The sequence below is a fragment of the Methylobacterium sp. 174MFSha1.1 genome (assembly GCF_900116815.1).
In the GTDB taxonomy this organism is placed as follows: Bacteria; Pseudomonadota; Alphaproteobacteria; order Rhizobiales; family Beijerinckiaceae; genus Methylobacterium.
Map to the genome: position 1 here is coordinate 291696 of NZ_FPCB01000005.1, position 20559 is coordinate 312254.

At 72.5% G+C, this 20559-nt stretch carries 21 protein-coding genes; 13 read left to right on the top strand and 8 right to left on the bottom strand.

All coding sequences use genetic code 11. The features are described 5' to 3' along the window. The first annotated feature begins 2 nt into the window (after nt 1-2). The 6 genes from BM430_RS03260 (at nt 3) to BM430_RS03285 (ending at nt 5910) form a co-directional block, all read left to right on the top strand. Complete coding sequence (locus BM430_RS03260) at nt 3-737, top strand: ABC transporter ATP-binding protein (RefSeq protein ID WP_093565249.1); 735 nt, start codon at nt 3-5, stop codon at nt 735-737. After that, nucleotides 727-1437 (top strand): ABC transporter ATP-binding protein, encoded by a 711-nt coding sequence (locus BM430_RS03265; RefSeq protein WP_177302912.1) that lies wholly within the window; start codon nt 727-729, stop codon nt 1435-1437. Before BM430_RS03260 ends, BM430_RS03265 begins: the two co-directional genes overlap by 11 nt. A 133-nt stretch (nt 1438-1570) precedes the next feature. Next, nucleotides 1571-2974: an amidase gene (locus BM430_RS03270; protein ID WP_093565252.1), complete on the top strand. Its 1404-nt coding sequence runs from the start codon at nt 1571-1573 to the stop codon at nt 2972-2974. Between the two features lie 139 nt (nt 2975-3113). Beyond that, nucleotides 3114-4007, top strand: a complete 894-nt coding sequence (locus BM430_RS34505) for a methyltransferase domain-containing protein (RefSeq protein WP_093565256.1) — start codon at nt 3114-3116, stop codon at nt 4005-4007. Between the two features lie 138 nt (nt 4008-4145). Continuing rightward, complete coding sequence (locus BM430_RS03280; protein ID WP_177302913.1) at nt 4146-4424, top strand: hypothetical protein; 279 nt, start codon at nt 4146-4148, stop codon at nt 4422-4424. A gap of 136 nt (nt 4425-4560) precedes the next feature. Continuing rightward, complete coding sequence (locus tag BM430_RS03285; protein WP_093565258.1) at nt 4561-5910, top strand: leucine-rich repeat-containing protein kinase family protein; 1350 nt, start codon at nt 4561-4563, stop codon at nt 5908-5910. Nucleotides 5911-5928: 18 nt separating this feature from the next. On the opposite strand, the gene BM430_RS03290 is transcribed toward BM430_RS03285, so the two are convergent. Continuing rightward, nucleotides 5929-6843 (bottom strand): manganese catalase family protein, encoded by a 915-nt coding sequence (locus tag BM430_RS03290; protein WP_093565260.1) that lies wholly within the window; start codon nt 6841-6843, stop codon nt 5929-5931. Nucleotides 6844-7085: 242 nt separating this feature from the next. On the opposite strand from BM430_RS03290, the gene BM430_RS34510 reads away from it, so the two are divergent. Continuing rightward, complete coding sequence (locus BM430_RS34510) at nt 7086-7571, top strand: hypothetical protein (protein WP_177302914.1); 486 nt, start codon at nt 7086-7088, stop codon at nt 7569-7571. A 37-nt stretch (nt 7572-7608) separates the two neighbouring features. On the opposite strand, the gene BM430_RS03300 is transcribed toward BM430_RS34510, so the two are convergent. After that, nucleotides 7609-9000: an MFS transporter gene (locus tag BM430_RS03300; RefSeq protein ID WP_093565464.1), complete on the bottom strand. Its 1392-nt coding sequence runs from the start codon at nt 8998-9000 to the stop codon at nt 7609-7611. Between the two features lie 174 nt (nt 9001-9174). Between BM430_RS03300 and BM430_RS03305 the strand changes: the two genes are divergently transcribed. Then, entirely contained in the window at nt 9175-9765 is a 591-nt protein-coding gene (locus tag BM430_RS03305) for an ABC transporter ATP-binding protein (RefSeq protein WP_093565263.1), read from the top strand. A gap of 10 nt (nt 9766-9775) precedes the next feature. Beyond that, the gene (locus tag BM430_RS03310; protein WP_093565265.1) at nt 9776-10561 is read left to right on the top strand and encodes an ABC transporter permease; all 786 of its coding nucleotides are present in this window, start codon (nt 9776-9778) and stop codon (nt 10559-10561) included. Between the two features lie 33 nt (nt 10562-10594). Here BM430_RS03310 and BM430_RS03315 read toward each other — a convergent pair whose 3' ends face one another. Beyond that, on the bottom strand, nt 10595-11311 hold the full coding sequence (locus BM430_RS03315; protein ID WP_093565266.1) for a cell wall hydrolase: 717 nt from the start codon (nt 11309-11311) through the stop codon (nt 10595-10597). A 742-nt stretch (nt 11312-12053) separates the two neighbouring features. Between BM430_RS03315 and BM430_RS03320 the strand changes: the two genes are divergently transcribed. Further along, nucleotides 12054-12779: an ArsR/SmtB family transcription factor gene (locus BM430_RS03320; protein WP_093565267.1), complete on the top strand. Its 726-nt coding sequence runs from the start codon at nt 12054-12056 to the stop codon at nt 12777-12779. A gap of 4 nt (nt 12780-12783) precedes the next feature. Here the strand turns inward: BM430_RS03320 and BM430_RS03325 are convergent, their stop codons facing one another. Beyond that, nucleotides 12784-13089 carry a hypothetical protein gene (locus BM430_RS03325; RefSeq protein WP_093565271.1) on the bottom strand — a complete coding sequence of 102 codons (306 nt, stop codon included), beginning with the start codon at nt 13087-13089 and terminating at the stop codon, nt 12784-12786. Between the two features lie 69 nt (nt 13090-13158). Further along, nucleotides 13159-13782, bottom strand: coding sequence for an acyl-homoserine-lactone synthase (locus tag BM430_RS03330; protein WP_093565274.1), 624 nt, complete (start codon nt 13780-13782; stop codon nt 13159-13161). A gap of 212 nt (nt 13783-13994) precedes the next feature. Between BM430_RS03330 and BM430_RS03335 the strand changes: the two genes are divergently transcribed. From BM430_RS03335 to BM430_RS03345, 3 genes are all read left to right on the top strand, one after another. Beyond that, nucleotides 13995-14273 carry a hypothetical protein gene (locus BM430_RS03335; RefSeq protein WP_093565278.1) on the top strand — a complete coding sequence of 93 codons (279 nt, stop codon included), beginning with the start codon at nt 13995-13997 and terminating at the stop codon, nt 14271-14273. A gap of 145 nt (nt 14274-14418) precedes the next feature. Next, the gene (locus BM430_RS03340; RefSeq protein ID WP_093565281.1) at nt 14419-14898 is read left to right on the top strand and encodes a nuclear transport factor 2 family protein; all 480 of its coding nucleotides are present in this window, start codon (nt 14419-14421) and stop codon (nt 14896-14898) included. Between the two features lie 126 nt (nt 14899-15024). After that, entirely contained in the window at nt 15025-15333 is a 309-nt protein-coding gene (locus tag BM430_RS03345) for a phage holin family protein (protein ID WP_244539292.1), read from the top strand. 1 nt (nt 15334) lies between these two features. Here the strand turns inward: BM430_RS03345 and BM430_RS03350 are convergent, their stop codons facing one another. The 3 genes from BM430_RS03350 to gyrB all read right to left on the bottom strand — a co-directional run bounded on the left by BM430_RS03350 (nt 15335) and on the right by gyrB (nt 20432). After that, a complete protein-coding gene (locus BM430_RS03350) occupies nt 15335-16189 on the bottom strand; it encodes a dienelactone hydrolase family protein (RefSeq protein ID WP_093565283.1) in 855 nt (284 codons plus the stop codon). A 429-nt stretch (nt 16190-16618) separates the two neighbouring features. Then, a complete protein-coding gene (locus tag BM430_RS03355) occupies nt 16619-17596 on the bottom strand; it encodes a phosphoribosylaminoimidazolesuccinocarboxamide synthase (RefSeq protein WP_093565284.1) in 978 nt (325 codons plus the stop codon). A 400-nt stretch (nt 17597-17996) separates the two neighbouring features. Then, nucleotides 17997-20432, bottom strand: coding sequence for a DNA topoisomerase (ATP-hydrolyzing) subunit B (gene gyrB, locus BM430_RS03360; protein ID WP_093565286.1), 2436 nt, complete (start codon nt 20430-20432; stop codon nt 17997-17999). Nucleotides 20433-20559 lie beyond the last annotated feature (127 nt).

The following is a 20559-nucleotide window of genomic DNA, read 5'->3' on the forward strand; positions in this document are numbered from 1 at the left end:
CGATGCCGATCCTGGAGCTGCAGGGCGTCACCAAGCGCTTCGGCGGCCTGACCGCCGTCGCCGACGTCGACCTCGCCGTCGAGGCGGGGGAGATCCACTGCCTGATCGGCCCGAACGGCGCGGGCAAGAGCACCCTGTTCAAGCTCATCGTCGGTACCTACCAGCCCAGCGCCGGCGAGATCCGGTTCCAGGGCGCGACCGTGACCCGCGAAAAACCCTTCGCGCGGGTCAACCGGGGCATGAGCATCAAGATGCAGGCGCCGCGGGTGTTCAAGGAACTGCCCGTCCGCCAGAACATCCACGTGGCGCTCCAGCACCGCCATGCCGGGCCGGCGCTGGCCCGCGAGGAGGAGCGCCTCCTCACCCTGCTCGGCCTCGCCGCCGAGGCGGCGAAGCCCGCCGGCCTGCTGGCGCACGGCCAGCAGCAATGGCTGGAGATCGGCATGGCGCTGGCGCTCGACCCGGCCCTGCTGCTCCTCGACGAGCCGACGGCGGGCCTCTCGCCCGAGGAGACGCATCGCACCGGCGAGCTGATCCAGTCGCTCAACCGGGGCGGCATGACCGTTCTCGTGGTGGAGCACGACATGGCGTTCATCCGGCAGGTGGCCCAGCGCGTCACCGTCCTCCATCTCGGCCGCACCTTCGCGCGCGGCGCGCTCGCCGAGGTGGTGGCGGATCCCCGGGTCGCCGAGATCTATCTCGGGCATCAGGAATCGGAGGAGCCGCATGGGCGGTGAGGCGCTGCTGCAGGTCTCCGGACTCTGGGCCCATTACGGCGGCACGCCGATCCTGCAGGGCGTCGATCTCGCCGTCGGTCGCGGCGAGATCGTCAGCATCATCGGGCGCAACGGTGTCGGCAAGACGACGACGATGCGCTGCCTGATCGGGCTGATCCGGGCCTCGCAGGGCACGATCCGGCTCGACGGGCGGGACCTCGCCGGGTTGCCGGCCGAGGCGAGGGCGCGCCTCGGGGTCGGCTACATCCCGCAGGGACGCGACGTGTTTCCGCGCCTCACGGTCGCCGAGAACCTCACTGTGGGCCTGCTCATCGGCGGCCCGGCCGGGCGCAAGCTGACCGACCTCGTCTACGGCTACTTCCCGCGGCTGGCCGAGCGCCGCGGGCAGCTCGCCGGCACGATGTCGGGCGGCGAGCAGCAGCAGCTCGCCATCGGGCGGGCCCTGGTCGGGAACCCGACCCTGATGCTCCTCGACGAGCCGTCGGAAGGCGTGCAGCCCTCGATCGTCCAGATGATCGGCCGGGTCCTGCGCGCGGTCCGGGACGAGCTCGGCACCACGATCGTCTTCGTGGAGCAGAACCTCGACACGATCCTGTCGGTCGCCGAGCGCTGCTACGTCATGGAGAAGGGCCGGGTGACGGCGGATCTCGGCCGCGACGCCCTCACGGCCGACACCGTGCGCCGGCACCTGCTGATCTGACGGGACGATCGCCTCCGGGCCATCGCTCCGCGCCTGATCGCGCGGATGATTGTCATCCGCGATCCCAACCAAGAACCGAGACCACTGGCGCGGACAAGCGACGGATGCCGGTGAGAACGAGCGGGAGGACGCCATGCCAACGCCCCTTCACGACGAGACGCTTCTCTCGATCGCCGAAAAGATCCGCCGGCGCGAGGTCACGTCGCTCGCGGTCACGCAGGCGCAGCTCGACAGGATCGCCGCCCTCGACGGCCGCTATCGCAGCTACACCACGGTGACGCGCGACCACGCCCTCGCGCGCGCCGAGCGGGCGGACCGCGAGACGGCCTCAGGCATCAGCCGGGGGCCGCTCCACGGCGTGCCCGTCGCCGTCAAGGATCTCTGCGACACGACCTTCGCGCCGACGGCGGCCGGCGGGACCCTGCGCCGGAACCACGTCCCGTCGGCCGACGCGACGGTGGTCGCGCGCCTCGAGCAGGGCGGGGCGGTGATCCTCGGCAAGCTGTCGATGACCGAGGGGGCCTATACCAGCCACCATCCGGACAATCCCGGTCCGCTCAATCCGTGGAGCCGCGACCACTGGGTCGGCTCCTCGTCCACCGGGTCGGGGGCCGCCACGGCGGCACGGCTGTGCTACGCCTCCCTCGGCTCGGATACCGGCGGGTCGATCCGGTTCCCCTCCGCCACCTGCGGGCTGACCGGCCTCAAGCCGACCTGGGGCCGGGTGAGCCGCCACGGCATCTTCCCGCTGGCGGCGTCGCTCGACCATGTCGGCCCGATGGCCCGCTCGGCGGCCGACGCCGCGGCGATGCTCGGCGTGATCGCCGGAGCCGACCCGGCCGACCCGACCGCCCTCCAGGCTCCGGTGGATTCCTATCTCGACGCCGTCGGCCGGCCGATCCGCGGGATCACGGTCGGCATCGACCGCCGCTTCGTGTCGGAGGGGATCGACCCGGAGGTCGTCGCGGCCCTCGACGCGGTCGAGGCGGCCTTGCGCGCGTGCGGCGCCCGCATCCGCGAGATCGCCTTTCCGCCGACCGACCGGCTGGTGCGCGGCTGGATCCCGTTCTGCTCGGTGGAGACGGCGCTCGCCCACCAGGACAGCTATCCGCTGCACCGGGACGCCTACGGTCCGGACCTCGCGGCCCTCATCGATCAGGGACGGAGCGTCACCGGCGCGGAGCTCGGCGCCATCTTCCACGAGCGGCTGGCCTTCACCGGCGCGCTCGCCGCCCTCTTCGAGGAGGTCGACCTGATCCTGGTGCCGACCATGCCGGTGCCGATCCCGAGCCTGTCCCGGATGAGCGAGTACGGACAGGATTCGGAGGTCCTGCTGCGCATCCTGCGCTTCACGGCGCCGTTCAACTTCTCCGGGACGCCGACCATCACGCTGCCGGCCGGCATCGACGCCGCCGGATTGCCGCTCAGCGTCCAGCTGGCCGGGCGCCCCCTGTCCGAGGCCCTGCTCTGCCAGGCCGGGCACGCCGTCCAGCAGGTGACGGACTGGCACACAAGCCGCCCGCCGGGCCTGCCGTAGACGGCAGGCAGGCGTCCCTGCCGCGTGCAGCGTGGTCGGGCGGTGCCCTCGCATGGGCGCCCCTCGCCCGCCGGTGTCGAGGTCGGGGAGCGCTCCACCCGCCTCGCCGCGCGGGCCCGAATGTGCGACAAACCGGGCCATGCGACCCGGCTCCCTCTCCCTCGACGACTTCCTCGCCCGTCGCGCCGCCGACCGGCGGCTGGCGCGGCTGACCCACGACATGCCGCTGCCGGAGGCGCGCGGGCTGGAATTCGGGCCCGGGGCCAACCCGACGCCCCTGCCCGCGGGCGTGCGGATCGCGACCGTCGACCACGCCCTCGACGCCGGCGCCGGGCTGCCCGGCGCGGCGCCGATCGACCATGCCTGGACCGGAGCGGGCCCCCTCGCCCCGATCGTCGGCCCCGAGCCCTACGACGTCGCCATCGCCGCGCAGGTGGCGCAATACGTGCCGAACCTCCTCGGCTGGCTGCGCGGCATCCACGGGGTGCTGCGCCCGGGCGGCGTGCTCAACCTGTCGCTGCCGGACAAGCGCTTCATGTTCGACGCCGCGCGGCCCGCGAGCACCCTGGCGGAGCTCGTCGAGGCCGACTTCCTCGATCTCGCGCGGCCGAGCCCGCGCCAGCTCTTCGCCCATGCGAGCGAGGCGCGGGCGGTGGCGCCCGAGCAGATCTGGGCCGGCGAGGACCCGGCGGCGGCGCCGCGCCTCGCCGGCGAGGCGGCCCTGGCCCACGCCTACGCGGAGGCGGCCGCGGCGCTCGCCGCCGGGGCTTACGTGCCGTGCCATTGCTGGGTGTTCACCCCGGATTCCTTCCTCGACCTGGTGGCGGGGGCGACGCGGCTCGGCCTGTTCCCGTTCGTGCTGAACCGGATCGGCGCCACGGAGGTCGGCGGGTTCGAGTTCTACGTCTCGATGCGGCGCGACGCCGAGGAAGAGCCGGGGGCGCTGCGCCGGCTGCAGGACGGGGCGATCGACTATCTCGGCGGCGTCCTCGCGCGGCAGCGCCGGACCGCGACGCTGCTGGCCGGCCGCTGACTCTCCCGCCGCCCGCACTCCTGCCGCCGGCACGCCTGCCGCGCGGCGCCGAAAGGCCGCGCCCTCGGTGCCGGAACCTGGGCTGATCGCCCGCGGTTTCGGTTCATATCGCCCACGAACGTCATCAGGAGGCCTCTCATGCGCTCTCTCACGGTCCGGGTGTCCGTCGCGGCGGCCCTCGTTCTCGGCACGGCGGGCGCCGCGCTCGCCCAGAACAACGATACCGGCAGCGGGCTCTCGCCCTATGCGGCCCTGCGCGGCAACGACCGCTCGGGCGGCGTCAACAACGGCAATTTCCGGCAGCCGCGCTACGACCCCTACCTGCGCGCCTACGGCCGTCCGCCGGCCGATTACGGCTATGGCTACGGCTACCGCCCGGCGCCGCCGCCCGCCGCCTATTACGGCTATCCGTACTGAGGCGTCCTGGCGCGCGGCCCCTTGATCGGGCCGCGTTTCCCGGCGACCACCGCCCGGCGGCCCCGACGCGCCGCCGGGAGACCACGATGCCGACACCCCTCCGCGCCGCCCACCTGCCCGCCCTCGGCCCGCTCTCATGAGCCTGCCGCCCGCGACGACCGCGCGCCTCGAGGCTCTGCGCCGCGGCGACCTCGCCGGGGCCCGGGAGCTGCGGCTTCCCGGCGGGCCGGAGGGGCGGCTCTCCGAGATGCCGCCCGAGATCCTCGGCCTCGCCGACACGCTCGAATTCCTCGATCTCGGCCAGAACGACCTCACCGCCCTGCCCGCCGATCTCGGCCGCCTTCACCGGCTCAAGGTGCTGTTCTGCTCCGGCAACCGCTTCGCGCGGCTGCCGCCGGTCCTCGGCGATTGCGCCTCCTTGAGCCAGGTGGGGTTTCGCGGGTCCGGCATCGCCGAAGTGCCGGCGGAATCACTTCCCCCGGACCTGCGCTGGCTCACCCTCACCGACAACCGCATCGCGACCCTGCCCGCGGCGCTCGGCGCCCGGCCGCGTCTGCAGAAGCTGATGCTGGCGGGCAACCGCCTGCAAACCCTGCCGGAGAGCTTGGGCGACGCACGGAACCTCGAACTCCTGCGCATCGCCGCCAACCGGTTCGAGGCTTTGCCCGCCTGCCTGACGGCCTTGCCGCGCCTCGCCTGGCTGTCCTGGGCCGGCAACCCGTTCGAGGACCGCGCGGCACCCTCCCCTGCGGCCGTGCAACCGGTCGCCTGGCGCGACCTCGCGCTCGGCCCGCTCCTCGGCGAGGGCGCCTCCGGCCGGGTGATGCGGGCGGCGTGGCGGCCGGGCGGCGCGGTCGAGGCGCGGCCGGTCGCCCTGAAGCTGTTCAAGGGCGCGATGACCAGCGACGGCCTGCCCGAGCGCGAGATGGCGGCCTGCCTGGCGGCGGGGGCGCATCCCCACCTCACCGGCGGCCTCGGCCGCCTCGCCGACCATCCGGACGGCGCGGAAGGCCTGCTGATGCCGCTGCTGCCGCAGGAGTGGCGGGTCCTCGCCGGGCCGCCGAGCCTGGAGAGCTGCAGCCGCGACGTCTACGATCCCGCGCTTCGCCTGACGGCTTCCGCGGCCTTGCGCCTCGCCCGCGGGGTGGCGTCCGGCGCCGCCCACCTGCACGCGCGCGGCTTCGGCCACGGCGACCTCTACGCCCACAACATCCTGTGGGACGGCCGCGACGGCGCGGCGGTGCTGAGCGATCTCGGCGCGGCCTCCGCCCTGGTCCCGGGCCCCGAGGGAGCGTTCCTGCAGCGGCTCGACGTGCGGGCCTTCGGGCTCCTCCTCGGGGAGCTGCGGGCGCTCGGCCCCCTCGCCTCCCCGGCTTTCGATACCCTGGTCGCGGCCTGCACCGGGCCCAATCCGGGAGCGCGGCCGGCGATGGCCGAGGTGCTGGACGCCCTCGACGCTCTCATCGCGGAATTGGGGCCGGCCTGAACGGCCCCGAACACTTCTTCAGCGGCTCTTCTTGTAAAGCTTGCTCGCGATCTCGAAGATCTCCTCCGGCTTGTAGTTCGGCGCGAAGGCGCCGTAATTGCCGTCGAGCTCCGGGATCTTGCCGCCCTCGGGCGCGCCGTCGACGACCTCGAGGTTGCCCGGCGGATCGCCTGGCAGGGCCACCTCGTCGTTCGACCACACGCCGGCGGCCTCGGCGTAATCCGGCGAGTTGAAGCGGTAGAGCCGGCGGTGGCTGCCCTCCTGCAGGTATTTCTGGCACTCGGGGATGCGGTCGAGGTTGATGTTGGGCGTCGGCAGCATCTGCTCGATGGCGACGCCGGTGAGCTTCTTCAGCGCCAGCGCGTAGGCGTGGGCGTGCACCGAGCCGCGCACCAGCAGGTAGCCGCAGACCTCGCGCCCGGTCGGATCCTTCAGGGTCTCGTAGACGCGCAGCTTGTGGATGCGCGCGCCGCATTCGAGGTGGAAGTTGTGCAAGAGGTCGATGATGATGTTCCCGGTCGTGGTGACCATGTCCATGTTCCACGACGCGGCATTGGAATTCATCGGCATCGCGCCGCCGCCGTTGCTGAGGAAGCTGCCGGCGAGCCGCACGTCCTGCATGTCGTGGAACGGGGCCTTCGACACGTCGACGTCCGGCGTCGGGTCGCCGGGGCCGTTGTTGAGCATCGACACGCCGGTCGAGACCAGCTCGACGTGGCCGAGCTCCTCCATGAAGATGCTCGAGACCAGGCTGTAGAACGGCCGCAGCTTCGACTTGTCGCGAAAGTTGAAGCTCTGGAACATGTAGTTGCCGAGCGTCGACATCTCGCCGTACTTGCCCCCGAGGAGCTCCTGCAGGGCGGCGGCGGCATTCGGGTCGGGCCTCTTGGGCTGCGGCAGCTCGGCCTGCAGGCGGTCGATCCTCATGAACATGGCACGGCACCTTCTCGCTCGGGGATAGTCCCCGGGAGCATCGCTTTGATCCATGATGGGTTCCGCCGACGCATACTCCCCGGGCGCATCGGTCGCAGGGGGCTGGCCGTCCGGACTGGCGCATCCGCGCCTCAGGGAGCCGGCGCGTGTGGGAAGCGCCGCGATGGGCCTTGACCGCGGCGCGCCGGCGGGCGCCCCTAGGGAATCGCGCCCGCATCCCGGACACCGAGCACCCGGACCCTATGGCCACCCCGATCGATACCGGCACCATCCTGAACCTGCTGCGCCGCGCGACCGAGACGGTGCGCGCCTCCACCGCCCGCGCCGCCGCGGCCGAGGCCCGGGCCGATCGGCTCAGCCGCGAGGTCGGCACCCTGCTCGAACGGGTCGAGGAGGCGCTGCAAGCCGCCGCGGACGAGACGGCCGAGGCCCGGCAGGCCGCCGCCGAGGCTGAAAAAGTCGCCGCCGCGGCCGAGAAGGCCGCCGCCGAGGCCCAGGGTCAGGCCGGCGCGGCCGAGGCCAAGCTGTCCGCCGAGCGGGCCCGCCTGCGCCGCCTGGAGGAGCGCCTGGCCGAGGTGATGGCCGACGCCGTCGCCGCCCGTGCGGCCGTCGCCACCGCCGAGGCCGGCCGCGAGGCGGCGGAGCTGCGCCTCGTCCGCATCCGCGCGGCGCTCGTCGACGAGGTGCCGGTGCCCGAGGAAGCGGAGCGGCCGGCGGCCCTGCACTGAGTCCGGCGCCGCGGACGGGCGGGGCCGGCGGCGCGCTTCACCCCGCCTTCGACAACGGATCGGCGATGCTCTCCAGCGACTTGCCTTCCGCATCGACCCCCAGCTTCCACTCCGTCACCGCGGCGATGACGAGGAGCAAAGCCGCTCCCGCATAACCGCCGGCGAGCGCCCAGTGCTGGCCGGATTCGATCAGGTGGGTGAACAGCCACGGCGCCATCACGCCGCCGGCGCCGGTGCCCAGCGCGTAGAACACCGCGATGGCGAGGGCCCGGGTCTCCAGCGGAAAGATCTCGCTCGCCGTGAGGTAGGCCGAACTGGCCGCCGCCGAGGCGACGAAGAAGATCGCGATCCACGCGAAGGTCTGGGTCCAGGCGGTGAACAGGTCGAGGCCGAAGACCACCGCCGTCGCCATGAGCAGCAGGCCGCTCAGCGCGAAGGTGCCGGCGATCATCCGGCGCCGGCCGATCGTGTCGAAGAAGTGACCGAGCAGCACCGGCCCCAGGAAGTTGCCGATGGCCAGCGGCACCAGGAACACGCCGGCGCGGTTCTCCGGCACGCCGTAGAACTTCGCCAGCACCAGCCCGTAGGTGAAGAACACCGCGTTGAACAGGAAGGCCTGGGCGATCATCAGCACGAGCGCCAGGATGCTGCGGCCGCGGTGCTTGTGCACCATCGAGGAAAAGATCTCGCCGAACCCGAAGCTCTTCTTGGGGTGCACCTCGAGGATGCCCTCGGCCTTCGGGAGTTTCTGGCCCGTCTCGGCCTCGATCGTGCGCTCGATCTCCGCCACCGTGCGCTCGGCCTCCTCCTCGCGGCCGTGGGTGACGAGCCAGCGCGGGCTCTCCGGCACGTGGCGGCGCAGGAACAGGATGCCGAGGCCGAGGACGCCGCCGATGCCGAAGCCGAGGCGCCAGCCGAAATCCGGGTCGAAGAGGTTGGGATCGAGCAGCAGCAGCGACGCGCCGGCGCCGGCCGCGGCGCCGAGCCAGAAGCTGCCGTTGACGATGAGGTCGACCCGGCCGCGGTACTTGGCCGGGATCAGCTCGTCGATCGCCGAGTTGATCGCCGCGTACTCGCCGCCGATGCCGAGGCCGGTGACGAGGCGGAACAACGCGAAGCTCCAGAAATCCCAGGCGAGCGCGCTGGCGATGACGCCGCCGACATAGATCATCAGCGTGGCGTAGAAGACGAGGCGGCGGCCGAACCGGTCGGTGAGCCAGCCGAAGACCAGGGCGCCGACGACCGCGCCGACGACGTAGAACGAGGCCGCCCCGCCGATCTGCTGGATCGTCAGGCCGAGCGCCCGCTGGTCCTGCAGGACCGGGCCGATCGCCCCGACGATGGTGACCTCGAGCCCGTCGAGTACCCAGGTGATGCCGAGCGCGACGACGAGGAGCAGGTGGAAGCGGCTCCAGGGCAGCCGGTCCATCCGGGCCGGCACGTCGCTGCGCACCACGCCCGTGCCGGCGTCGCGCGCCGTTCCCGCTGCTGCTGCCACGTTGCATCCTCCCGATTCATCCGTGGCTCACTCAAACCGCAGCGCAGCCGTTGCGTTCCGCGCGCCTCTCCCGCACACCGGACGAGATCCGCGCCCGCCCCGCCCATGCTCCGCATCGAGTCCCTCCGCCGCGACCGTTTCGGGCCCTTCGACCTCGTGCTGGAAGCGGGCGAGGCCTGCGCGGTCACGGGCCCGTCGGGGGCGGGCAAGAGCGTGCTCTTGCGCATGATCGCCGATTTCGATCCGTCCGAGGGCCGGGTCAGCCTCGACGGGATCGACCGGGAGGCGATGGCCGCCCCGCTCTGGCGCCGGCAGGTGACCTACCTCGCCGCCGAACCCGGCTGGTGGGCCGAGGGCGTGGCCGAGCACTTCTCCGCCGATGCCCCTGCCCGCCTCGCCGCGGAGCGGGCGGTCCTGCTCCTGCCGCCGGAGGTCTTTGGCTGGCCGGTGGCGCGGCTCTCCACCGGCGAGCGCCAGCGCCTCGCCCTGCTGCGGGCGCTCGCAGGCCATCCCCGCGTGCTGCTCCTCGACGAGCCGACCGCCTCCCTCGACCCCGCGAGCGTGCGGGGCGCCGAGGCGGTGATCGAAGGCCGCCGCGCCGCCGGCCTGATCGTCGTCCTCGTCTCGCACGATCCCGCGCAGGTGGCGCGCCTGACGACCCGCCGGCTCGCGGTGGCGGGCGGGCGCCCCCTATGATCGAACCGGCATGATTCCGTCGCCCGCCCCGCTCGACCTCGCCCTCGGGGCGGGCTTCGTCCTCGTCAATGCCGCCCTGTCGGCGGCGCTCGGGCTCGGGCTCGCCCGCACGATCCTGGTCGCGGCCTGCCGGCTGGTGGCGCAGCTCACCCTGGTCGGGCTGGTCTTGCGCACGGTGTTCGGCCTCGGGGCGCCGGGGCCGGTGGTCGGGGTGGTCGCCGTGATGGCGCTCGCCGCCGCCTACGAGATCGGTGCCCGGCAGGAGCGGCCCCTGCGGGGGCCGTGGCGCTACGCGCTCGGCGGCGCGGTCACGGCGGGGGCGACGGTGGTCGCCGTCGCAATCGGCCTTGCGGCCCTGCGTCCGCATCCGTGGTGGGATCCGCACGCGCTGATCCCGCTCGCCGGGATCGTGCTGGGCTCGGTGATGAGCGGGATCGCGATCGGGCTCAACGGCTTCACGGGCGCCGTGCGGCGCGAGCGGGCGGGAATCGAGGCGCGCCTGGCGCTCGGCGCCACCCGGGACGAGGCGCTGGCGCCGCTCGTGCGCAGCGCGATCCAGGCCGGGCTGATCCCGGTGCTCAACCAGATGGCGGCGGCCGGATTGATCACGCTGCCGGGGATGATGACCGGCCAGATCCTCGCCGGGCAGGATCCGCAGGGCGCGGCCGCGTCGCAGATCCTGATCCTGTTCCTGCTGGCGGGCGCGAGCGGCCTCGGGGTGACGGGGGCGGTCCTCGCCGCGTCGCGCCGGCTCACCGACGCGCGCCACCGCCTGCGGCTCGACCGGCTGGCGTGAGGCCCCCCTTTGGGGTGATGTTCCGCTTGGGGTTCAGCCCGGGCTGCGGCCGGTCTCGGCGGCGGCGACGCGGCAGACGTTGCGGGCCGGGCCGAGCTCGGCGAGGGGGGTCTGCTGGGTGTTGCGCGCGACCCGGACCGGGTGCGAGGTCCAGCGGGCGCTGCCGGCCGAGCCGGACTGGAGTTGGGCGAGCTGCGTCGCGGCGGACGGGACCCGGCGCGGGGTCGCGCCCTCGCGGTCGTACCACGGGCGCTTCTCGTAGAAGGCGTTGCCGCCCGCCAGCGCCACGTAATGCATGTTGCGATAGGAGAAGGTGTAGCCGGCGGTGTGGAAGAACATCGCGCCGCCGACCTTCTCGTGGCGCTCGCCGGCGAGGATCGCGTCGGCGACCTGCACGGCCTTCTCGCGTTCCTTGTCGCGCATCGGCTTGTGCAGCACGCCGGTGGCGAACTGGCGCTTCTGGCCGACGACGCCGCAGATCGAGTTCGGATAGGCCGGGGCCTCGAGCCGGTTCATCACCACGGTGCCGACCGCGAGCAGGCCCTCCTCGCTCGAGCGGTTGGACTCGAAGTACATTGCGCGGGCGAGGCAGTCCCGGTCGGCGCTGGTGACGGCGGCGAGCTGCTTGCGGTCCGGAAGGCTACCCGTCGTGTCGACCCCGGCCGGCATCAGGCTGCAGGCACCGAGATGCGGCGCCGTGGCGAGAACCGCCAGGGCGGCGGTGATGGGGAAAGTCCGGTTCCGCGTCATGCAGGCCCCTGTCGTGCAATGCCGGGCACGGCCGGTATGGCCGCGCTCCAGGTCAAGCTTGGGGCGGAATGTGGCGAAGGCGGGGCACGGATACGGTTCGTAAACCAATCATCCCGCCCGTCGGTCAGATACAAGCGACGTGATGCAAACGGGAAACACCGCCGGCTCACCATCGCGATCCCGGCCTAGAGGCCTCGGAACGGCGGCGCGATCACGGCCCGATCATGGCCAGTCGAGGGCAGCGCGGCCGTGTGGCGACGACGCCTCGGGCCCGTGTCCGCGCTGGTTCCGGCAGTCCGGCGGCGATGTCGCGAGATCTGCTCTTCCGCCCCGATCGGCCGGGGACAGGGGGACGAAGTCGAGGCCGGCCGCCGAGACCTCGCGGCGCAGTCCCATGTCACGCAGCAACCTGTCGTCGAGGCCGGCCAACCGCGCGCGGTCGCGGCGGTGACGCAGGTGTCGCGCGAGGCCGCCCTCCCCGGGAGGGCCGCTTCCGGGGGCGCATGAGCGGCGGAGGACGAGGAGGCGGCGAATCAGCAGCGGCATGGCGGGCGGTTTCCGGTGGGGACGGGGCGATCCTCGCCCGCCCACCGCGCCGCGTGCTTCGGCCCCGGCCGAAGCGGCCGACCTCACGATTCGGCCGGGGCCGAAGCGTCGGGCCTCGCCCTGCTCTAGAAGGTGAGGAATCCGGGGAGCCCGCCCCGAGGATCCTCCCTGAGGACCCTTCCGTGAGGAGCCCGTCATGGTGACCATCTCCGCCCTCGCCCGCACCGCCGCCCTGGTGGGCGATCCGGCCCGCGCCGGCATGCTGGCCGTGCTGATGGACGGGCGGGCGCTGACCGCCTCGGAGCTCGCCCGCGCCGCCGGCGTGACGCCGCAGACCGCGAGCGGCCATCTCGCGCAGCTCGCGGAGGCCGGCCTCCTCACGGTCGCGCGCCAGGGGCGCCACCGCTACCACCGCCTCGCCTCCCCGGCGGTGGCGCGGATGCTGGAGGGCGTGATGGCGGTGGCGGCCGGCGCGACGCCGGCCCCGGCCCGGCCGTCCGCCCGGTCTCCCGGCCCCCGGGACGCCGCCCTGCGCGAGGCCCGGACCTGCTACGACCATCTCGCCGGCCGCCTCGCCGTCGCGATGGCGGATTCCCTCGTGGCGCGCGGCGCGGTCGAGCTCGGCGAGGATGGCGGCGCCCTCACGCCTTCGGGCGGGGAGTTCCTGCGCGGCCTCGGCGTCGATCTCGCCGCGTCGTCCTCCGGACGGCGGGTCTTCTGCCGCCCCTGCCTCGACTGGAGCGAGCGCCGGACCCACATCGCCGGTGCCCTCGGCGCGGCCCTGCTGGCGACCTGCCTCGACCGGGACTGGCTGCGCCGGAGCGAGGGCAGCCGGGCCGTCGCGGTGACGCCCGCCGGACGCCTCGCCCTGGGCCGGGCCTTCGGCTACGGGCGGCCTTGCGCCTGCGGCGATGCAGGCTGACCGGTCACGCCGCCGGCCGGGCGTCGTCCTCCGCGGGCATCGTCCGCGGCGCCGGGGGACCGTCGAGGGGAACGTTGCCGCGGCCGGTGCGGCGGCGCTCCGTCGCCTCCCGCATGAGGGTGTGGGCGTACTCGGTCAGGGTGTCGCCGAGATCGGCCAGGGAGTCGGCGGTGCTCTCCTGGACGTTGGTGGCGTGGCAGGCCACGTCCACCAGTCCCTCCATCATGCCGACGATCTCGCTGAGCGCCCGGACCAGGGGCGGCAGGATGTCGGCCATCTCGTCGATCGTCGGCGGGGTGCGGCTGGTCATGATTGCTTTCTTTCGTGTCTCTCGCGCCGTCGCCGGTGCGGCATGTCGGGGGGCATCTCGGGGAGCCGGTCAGGCCGTCAGGTAGGTCGGCGCGGTGGGGGCCAGGACCGAGGCCTTGGTGCCCCGGATCTCCTGCAGCTTGCGCAGGGTGCGGGCGTCGAAGCGGGCCTCCACCGCGATGATGCGCTCGCCGTCGATCTCCGCCGGCACGCCGAGCGGCACCGCCCGGAAATGCAGCTGGAGGACGTGCAGCAGGTAGAGGATCGGCATCTGGGCGAGGAAGCCCGTCACCCCGTTCTCCAGGCCCCACTCGACGATGCCGGTCATCACCTCGAGGGTGACCGGGTGGTTCTTGCCGCGGGTGCGGTGGCTCGGCGCCACCGCCTGGCGGGTCCATTCCCAGATCTGCGGCCCGGCCGGCCGGTCGCCCTCGCACAGCTCCGGCAGCACGTCCGAGAGCAGGTGCGGCCGGGTCGTCGGCAGGAGCCGGCTGTAGCCGATCACCTGGCCGTTCTCGATCGCCAGGAAGTGGGCGGCGTGGGCGGTGTCGAACTGGTCGATCTCGCGCCCGTCCGGGCGGCGCAGGGCGCTCCACCCCTTCTCCTCGACGAAGACCTTGTGGCGCAGGCGCCAGACCTCCTCCATCTCGGCGGCGTAGCGGTCCTGGTTGGCGGCGGTGACGACGTGGATCATGGGCACGGGCTCCTGGTCTCGGACCCTTTGTCCATGCTCTGACGGCTCGGCCGTACTGGGGAATTCCCTAGGAACCCCGCCCCGGGCTAAGCCCGCGCGGCGCGGCGCGGCGCGGCGCGGCGGGCCGGCCCTGCCGGCCATGCAATCCACCGCGGCGCGAACCCGGAGGCCAGGCTTGGTGTTGACCCTCCGGAATGAGCCGGAGAGGTCGAATGTCGATGCCGTTGACCCGCACCATCGCCCTGGCGGCGGCCGTCGCGCTTCTGGCGCCCGTGGGGCGGGCGAGTGCGCAAGGGACCGAGCGGCAGCGCCTGGCCTGCATGACGGACGCCATGACGCTGTGCGCCAACGACGTGCCCAACACGCGGCGCATCGAGGCGTGCCTGCGCCGGAACTATGCCAGCGTCAGCCCGCCCTGCCAGGGGGAGCTCGACGCGGCCCGCGCCGGCGGCGCCGATGCCGCCGGGAGCGCGGCCCCGTCCCGCCGCTGACCGGCCCTCGCTCCTCTCCCCGGATGACATCCGCACCTCCGTTCGCGACGTCCCGGTGGCGGGGGCCTGGTCCAGGGGCTAAGCTCGGGACGGACGGCGCCGGCGGGATCAACCCGCCGGCGACCGCGCGCACGGGAGGACGCTCATGGTGGAGACGGAGAACTGCTCGCGGCGGGTGCTGCTCGCGGGCCTGACGGCCGGTCTGGCGCTGCCGGCGCTGGCGGCCGGGACGGGGACGGCGCGGGCCGCCGACGGGAGCGAGGCGGTGGCCCGCCAGCTCGAGGCCCTGCGCGTCGCGATCGTGGAGGGCGACGCCAAGGCGCTCGACGCCCTCACCCATCCGCAGATGAGCTACGGCCATTCCAGCGGCCGCAAGATCGAGACCAAGCCCCAGTTCATCGCCAGCCTCGCCGGCAAGACCAACTACAAGTCGCTGACCTTCTCCGAGCAGTGGATCCAGGTCGTCGGCGACAACGCCATGGTCCGCCACGTCTGGGACGGCGCCGACATCCTGCCCAACGGCGAGACCGGCCGCTCCTACATCGCGGTGCTGCAGGTCTGGCTGAAGGACGGGGGCCAGTGGCGGCTGCTCGCCCGGCAGAGCACCCCGCTCAAGCCCGCCTGAGGAGGTCCGGCCAACAGAGCTGGCAAGCACATCCGGAACGACGGCCAAGCTCGGGCGTTTCCGCTCGCCGCACCGATGCCCGGTCGCGGCGGAGCGGGAGCGTGGGCGGTGCGGTCCGACCGGCAGGTGAGCACGATCAGGCTGGTGATCGAGGCTGTCCGCCTCGCCAGCACCCTGGCCGTCAAGGAGATCACGCTGTTCTCCGACGAGGTCGACCGGATCGTCCGGGTCGTCTCCGGCTGGACCCTGTGGGGCGGCGCAATCCTGCTCTTCGCCTGCGTCAGCGGGTTCCTGCTGCTGATGGCCCTGGTGAAGGGGCTGGCGGCCTTGATCGGCTCGGAGGCGGTCGCCGCGGTGATCGGGGCGGCGCCCTTCGCCCTCGCGGCCGTCCTGCTCACGTGGTGGGGTCTGCGGAAGATGGACCTGCGGCGGTAGGCTACCGCGCGAGATAGGCCGGGACGCGGGCCAGCGCGTCGGCCCGTGCCGCCGGATCGGTCCCCGTATGGGCGACGCCGTCCCGGTTGACCGTGTAGGCGAGGCCGCGCCGCTCGCGGACGGCTGAGTCAGGCGCGTCGAAATCGTGGACCGCGCCCGGATAGACCGTGATCTCGACCGGCTCGCCCCGGACTCTCGCCTCCTCCGCCAGGGCGCGGCAGGGCTCGGCGCCGGTCCAGTCGTCGGCGCCGCCGACCAGAATGAGCAGCGGCGTGCGGTCGCGCCAGCCCCGCTCCAGGGCGGTGCGGCAGCCCGGATAGAACGCGACGGCGCGGGCGAAGGGCGTGGGCCGGCCGGCCCGGACCGCCGCCAGCACCGTCGAGCCGCCATTGGACCAGCCGAGCAGCGAGACCGCATCAGGCCGCACGTCGGGCCGGCCGCGCAGCCAGGCGCCGGCGGCCTCGGCATCCGCCACGCGCTCGCGGCCGGGGCGGATCTCGCGCCGGGAGATCCGGCATTGCGGGCCGAGGCCGCGGGAGCCGAAGCTGTCGGGAAACAGCACCAGGAAGCCCTGGGCGGCCAGGCGCTCGCCCCAGTCCGCGTGTCGCCCGGTGAGCGCGCCGGCCCGGTCGTACAGGCCGCCGCAGCCGTGCAGCGCGACGACGGCCGGGAACGGGCCCGCGCCGGTGGGGCGGTAGAGCCGGCCCTGGAGCGCGATCCCGCCCGGGCCCGGAAGGGTGACGGCGACGGGCTCCGCCCGCGCGACGGTCAGCGTGGCGAAGAGGGCCGCGGCGGCGGGGATCGTGCGCCGAAGGGCGGCGCGTGCTGTGCGGATGCGACGTCGAGGCCGGGCCATCCGTCCTCCGATAAGACACACGAAATCTCGGTCATGCGTCGCAAGCATGGCCGTTGTGCGCCGCAACCGATTGCCTTGTGCGCCGCAACATGAGAAAACGTTTTCGTACCGCCGCGATGGCGTCGCGGCGGTGCAGCCCTCTTTGGGCGTTTCCTCCCTAGACTTCGGGCCGCCTCGCAAGGGCGGCCTTTTTTCTGTCTGGACGGGGTCATACCGGACCGGGACGCGCCCGACAAGCACAATCGTGCATGTCGGGTGGGAGGTGGAACGATCCTGCATGCACTGGTTGCGTAGGCGGGATCTATGTTCTTTTGGTTGTATTTCTGGCGTCGTATCGCCGGTGGGGTTGTATTGTCGGAATGCGCCGGCATCCGTCACCCGGCCGGCGCCATCCCGTGACGCGGGCCGGGCTCTTCTCCGCCGGAACGCTCATTGCGCCAGGAACGCCGCGATGTTGCGGCGGATGCGCGCGAGCGGCGGCTCGCTCGTGTCCGGCAGGACGAAGGGCTCGCCGGTGATGGTCTCGAAGGCGCTGACATAGGTGGCGGCGGTGCGCAGGACCACCTCGGGCGGGATCTCCGGCACCGGATCGCGGTAGGGGTCGCAGCGAGCCGCGACCCAGTTGCGGACCACGTCCTTGTCGAAGCTCTCCGGCAGGGTGCCGGCGGAGAGATGCTCCGGATAGCTCTTGGCGAACCAGTAGCGGCTGCTGTCGGGGGTGTGGATCTCGTCGGCGAGCACGATCCGCCCGTCGGCATCCGTGCCGAACTCGTACTTGGTGTCGGCGAGGATCAGGCCGCGTTCCACCGCCAGGGCCTGGCCGCGGGCGAACAGGGCGAGCGCCGCCTCCGACAGGGTGCGCCACTGGTCGCCCGTCAGCAGCCCCCGCTCCAGGATCTCGGCCTGCGAGAGCGGGGCATCGTGGTCGCCGTGGCCGGCCTTGGTGGTGGGCGTAATGATCGGCTGCGGCAGCTTCTCGTGCGGGCGCATCCCGTCCGGCAGCCGGTGGCCGTACATCTCGCGCTGGCCGGTCTTGTACAGGGTCAGGATCGAGGTGCCGGTGCTGCCGGCGAGGTAGCCGCGCACCACGATCTCGACCGGCAGGATGGTCAACCGCCGCCCCACCACCACGTTCGGGTCGGGATAGGCCAGCACGTGGTTGTCGCAGATGTCCCGCGTCTTCTCGAACCAGTAGCGCGCGGTCTGGGTCAGCACCTGGCCCTTGAGCGGGATCGCCGCCAATTCCCGGTCGAAGGCGCTCAGCCGGTCGCTGGTGATCAGGATCCGCCGTCCGTCGGGCAGGTCGTAATTGTCCCGCACCTTGCCGCGGTAGTGACCCGGCAGTTCGGGCAGGGTCGCCTCCGGCAGGACGTAGTCGGAAAAGGGCGCGAGCTCGGCCGCCTGCATGATCACACTCCGCATTCGCGCCCCGGAGACCCGCGCGCTCTCGCGGCCCTGCCTATCGCCGGTCCCGGTCCGCGATCAAGCGGCGGGCGGGCGGTTCACCGCTCCTCCATCCGCGACCTCATCTCGCGGGCCCGCTCGATCTGGCCGACCGACGTGCCACCCTCCGTGTCATCCCGGGGCTCGCTGTAAGCGAGAACCCGGGATCCATAACCGCTGACGATGCAGGACAGGGCGGTCAGCGTTCCGCTTCATCCTGGCCCATCGGCGGTTATGGATCCCGGGTTCCGCTGCGCGGCCCCGGGATGACGCGGAGGGTTGCAGTTTGGTCGCAGCAACCCATACGGTCTCTCAGGAAGAAGCCGCGCACAGGCACTATGTAAAGTCTTGAGCACGGGTGCGATCACACGTCGAGATTGGCAACGTTCAGCGCGTTCTCCTGGATGAACTCTCGGCGCGGCTCGACCACGTCGCCCATCAGCTTGACGAACAGGTCGTCGGCGTCGGTCGTGTCCTTGATCTTCACCTGGAGGAGCGAGCGCACGTCGCGGTCGAGGGTGGTCTCCCAGAGCTGCTGGGCGGTCATCTCGCCGAGGCCCTTGTAGCGCTGCAATTGCAATCCCTTGCGGCCGAGCGCCATCATGCCCTCGAACAGCGCGACCGGGCCGTAGAGCGAGGTCTGGTCACCGCGGCGCACCAGGGTGACGGGGGCGCCGTAGATCTCGCTCAAGGTTTCCGCCCGCTCGTCGAGGCGGCGCGCCTCCTGCGAGGAGATCAGCGCCTCGTCGAGCACCGCGACTTGGCGCACGCCGCGCAGCGTCCGCGACAGCACGTAGCCGCCGTCCCTGGCCTCGCCCTCCCAGCCCTGCTCGATCTCGTCCGCGATGGTGTTGAGGCGCCGGGCGATCTCGTCGGCCACCACCTCGGCCTCGGCCGGGTTGCCGGCGACCGAGGGGCGTAGCGCCCCGGCGATCGCCGCCTGCTCGACCACGACGCGGTCGTAGCGCGAATGCATCCCGTGCAGCACCTGGCGCACGCCGCGCGCCTCGTCGACGAGCGTCTTGAGCTGGGCCCCGCCGAACTCGGTGCCGGTGGCGAGCTTGAGCACCGCCCCGTCGACGCCGCCGTCGATCAAATAGTCTTCCAGCGCCCGGTCGTCCTTGAGGTAGATCGCGGTCTTGCCCTTCTGGGCTTTGTAGAGCGGTGGCTGGGCGATGTAGAGGTGGCCGCGCTCGATCAGCTCCGGCATCTGGCGGAAGAAGAACGTCAGCAGCAGGGTACGGATGTGCGAGCCGTCGACATCCGCATCGGTCATGATGATGATGCGGTGATAGCGCAGCTTGTCGGGGTTGAAGGCGTGGGTGCCGTCCCGGCCGATCCCGGTGCCGAGCGCGGTGATCAGCGTGCCGATCTCCTGGCTCGACAGCATTTTGTCGAGCCGCGCCCGCTCGACGTTGAGGATCTTTCCGCGCAACGGCAGCACCGCCTGGAAGGTGCGGTCGCGGCCCTGCTTGGCCGAGCCACCGGCCGAATCGCCCTCGACCAGCAGGATCTCGCATTTCGAGGGGTCGCGCTCCTGGCAATCGGCGAGCTTGCCGGGAAGCGAGGCGATGTCGAGCGCGCCTTTACGGGTGGTGAGGTCGCGCGCCTTGCGCGCCGCCTCGCGGGCGGCGGCGGCCAGCGCCACCTTCGCGGCGATGACGCGGGCCTCGTTCGGGTGCTCCTCGAGCCAGGTGCCGAGCGTCGCGTTCATCACGCCCTCGACCGCCGGGCGGACCTCCGAGGAGACGAGCTTGTCCTTGGTCTGCGAGGAGAATTTGGGGTCGGGCACCTTCACCGAGACCACCGCGGTCAGCCCCTCGCGGCAATCCTCGCCGGTGAGCGCGACCTTCTCCTTCTTGGTCACCCCGCTCGACTCGGCGTAGCCGGTGATCTGGCGGGTGAGCGCGGCCCGGAACCCGGCGAGGTGGGTGCCGCCGTCGCGCTGCGGAATGTTGTTGGTGAAGCACAGCACGTTCTCGTGGAACGTGTCGTTCCACCACAGGGCGACCTCGACGCCGATGCCGTCGCGCTCCTGGCGGAGCACGATCGGCGCCTCGATCTGCGCCTCCTTCGCCCGGTCGAGGTAGCGCACGAAGGCCTCGACGCCGCCCTCGTAGACGAGCTCGTCGCGCTTGTGCTCGGCATGGCGGGCGTCGGTCAGGACGATGCGCACGCCGGAATTGAGGAAGGCGAGCTCGCGCAGGCGCTTCTCCAGCGTCGCGTAGTCGAACTCGATCATCGTGAAGGTGTCGGGCGAGGGCAGGAACGTCACCTCGGTGCCGCGCCGGTCGCCGGCCGGGCCGACGATGGCGAGCGGTGCCACCGCGTCGCCGTGGCGGAACTCCATGGCGTGCTCCTTGCCGCCGCGCCAGATGCGCAGGCGCAGCCAGGTCGAGAGGGCGTTCACCACCGAGACGCCGACGCCGTGCAGGCCGCCCGAGACCTTGTAGGAGTTCTGGTCGAACTTACCGCCGGCATGCAGCTGGGTCATGATGACCTCGGCCGCCGAGACGCCCTCTTCCGTATGGATGTCGGTCGGGATGCCGCGGCCGTTGTCGGAGACCGTGCAGGAGCCGTCCGCGTTGAGGGTGACGGTGACGAGGGTCGCGTGGCCGGCCAGCGCCTCGTCGATGGCGTTGTCGACGACCTCGTACACCATGTGGTGCAGGCCCGAGCCGTCGTCGGTGTCGCCGATATACATGCCCGGCCGCTTGCGCACCGCGTCGAGGCCCTTGAGGACCTTGATCGAGTCGGCGCCGTAGGTGTCGGGGTTCAGATCGCGGGCGGGTTCGGCCATGTCGGTTCCTGGTGCGGGCGGGCGCGCGTCGCGGGATGGCGCGGCCGGCGCCGGCGCCGGTCTCGCGATCCGGCACCGTCTTCTGTCTCGTCGTGTCTCAAGGGGTCCGGGCCGTGGCGGCCGCGGT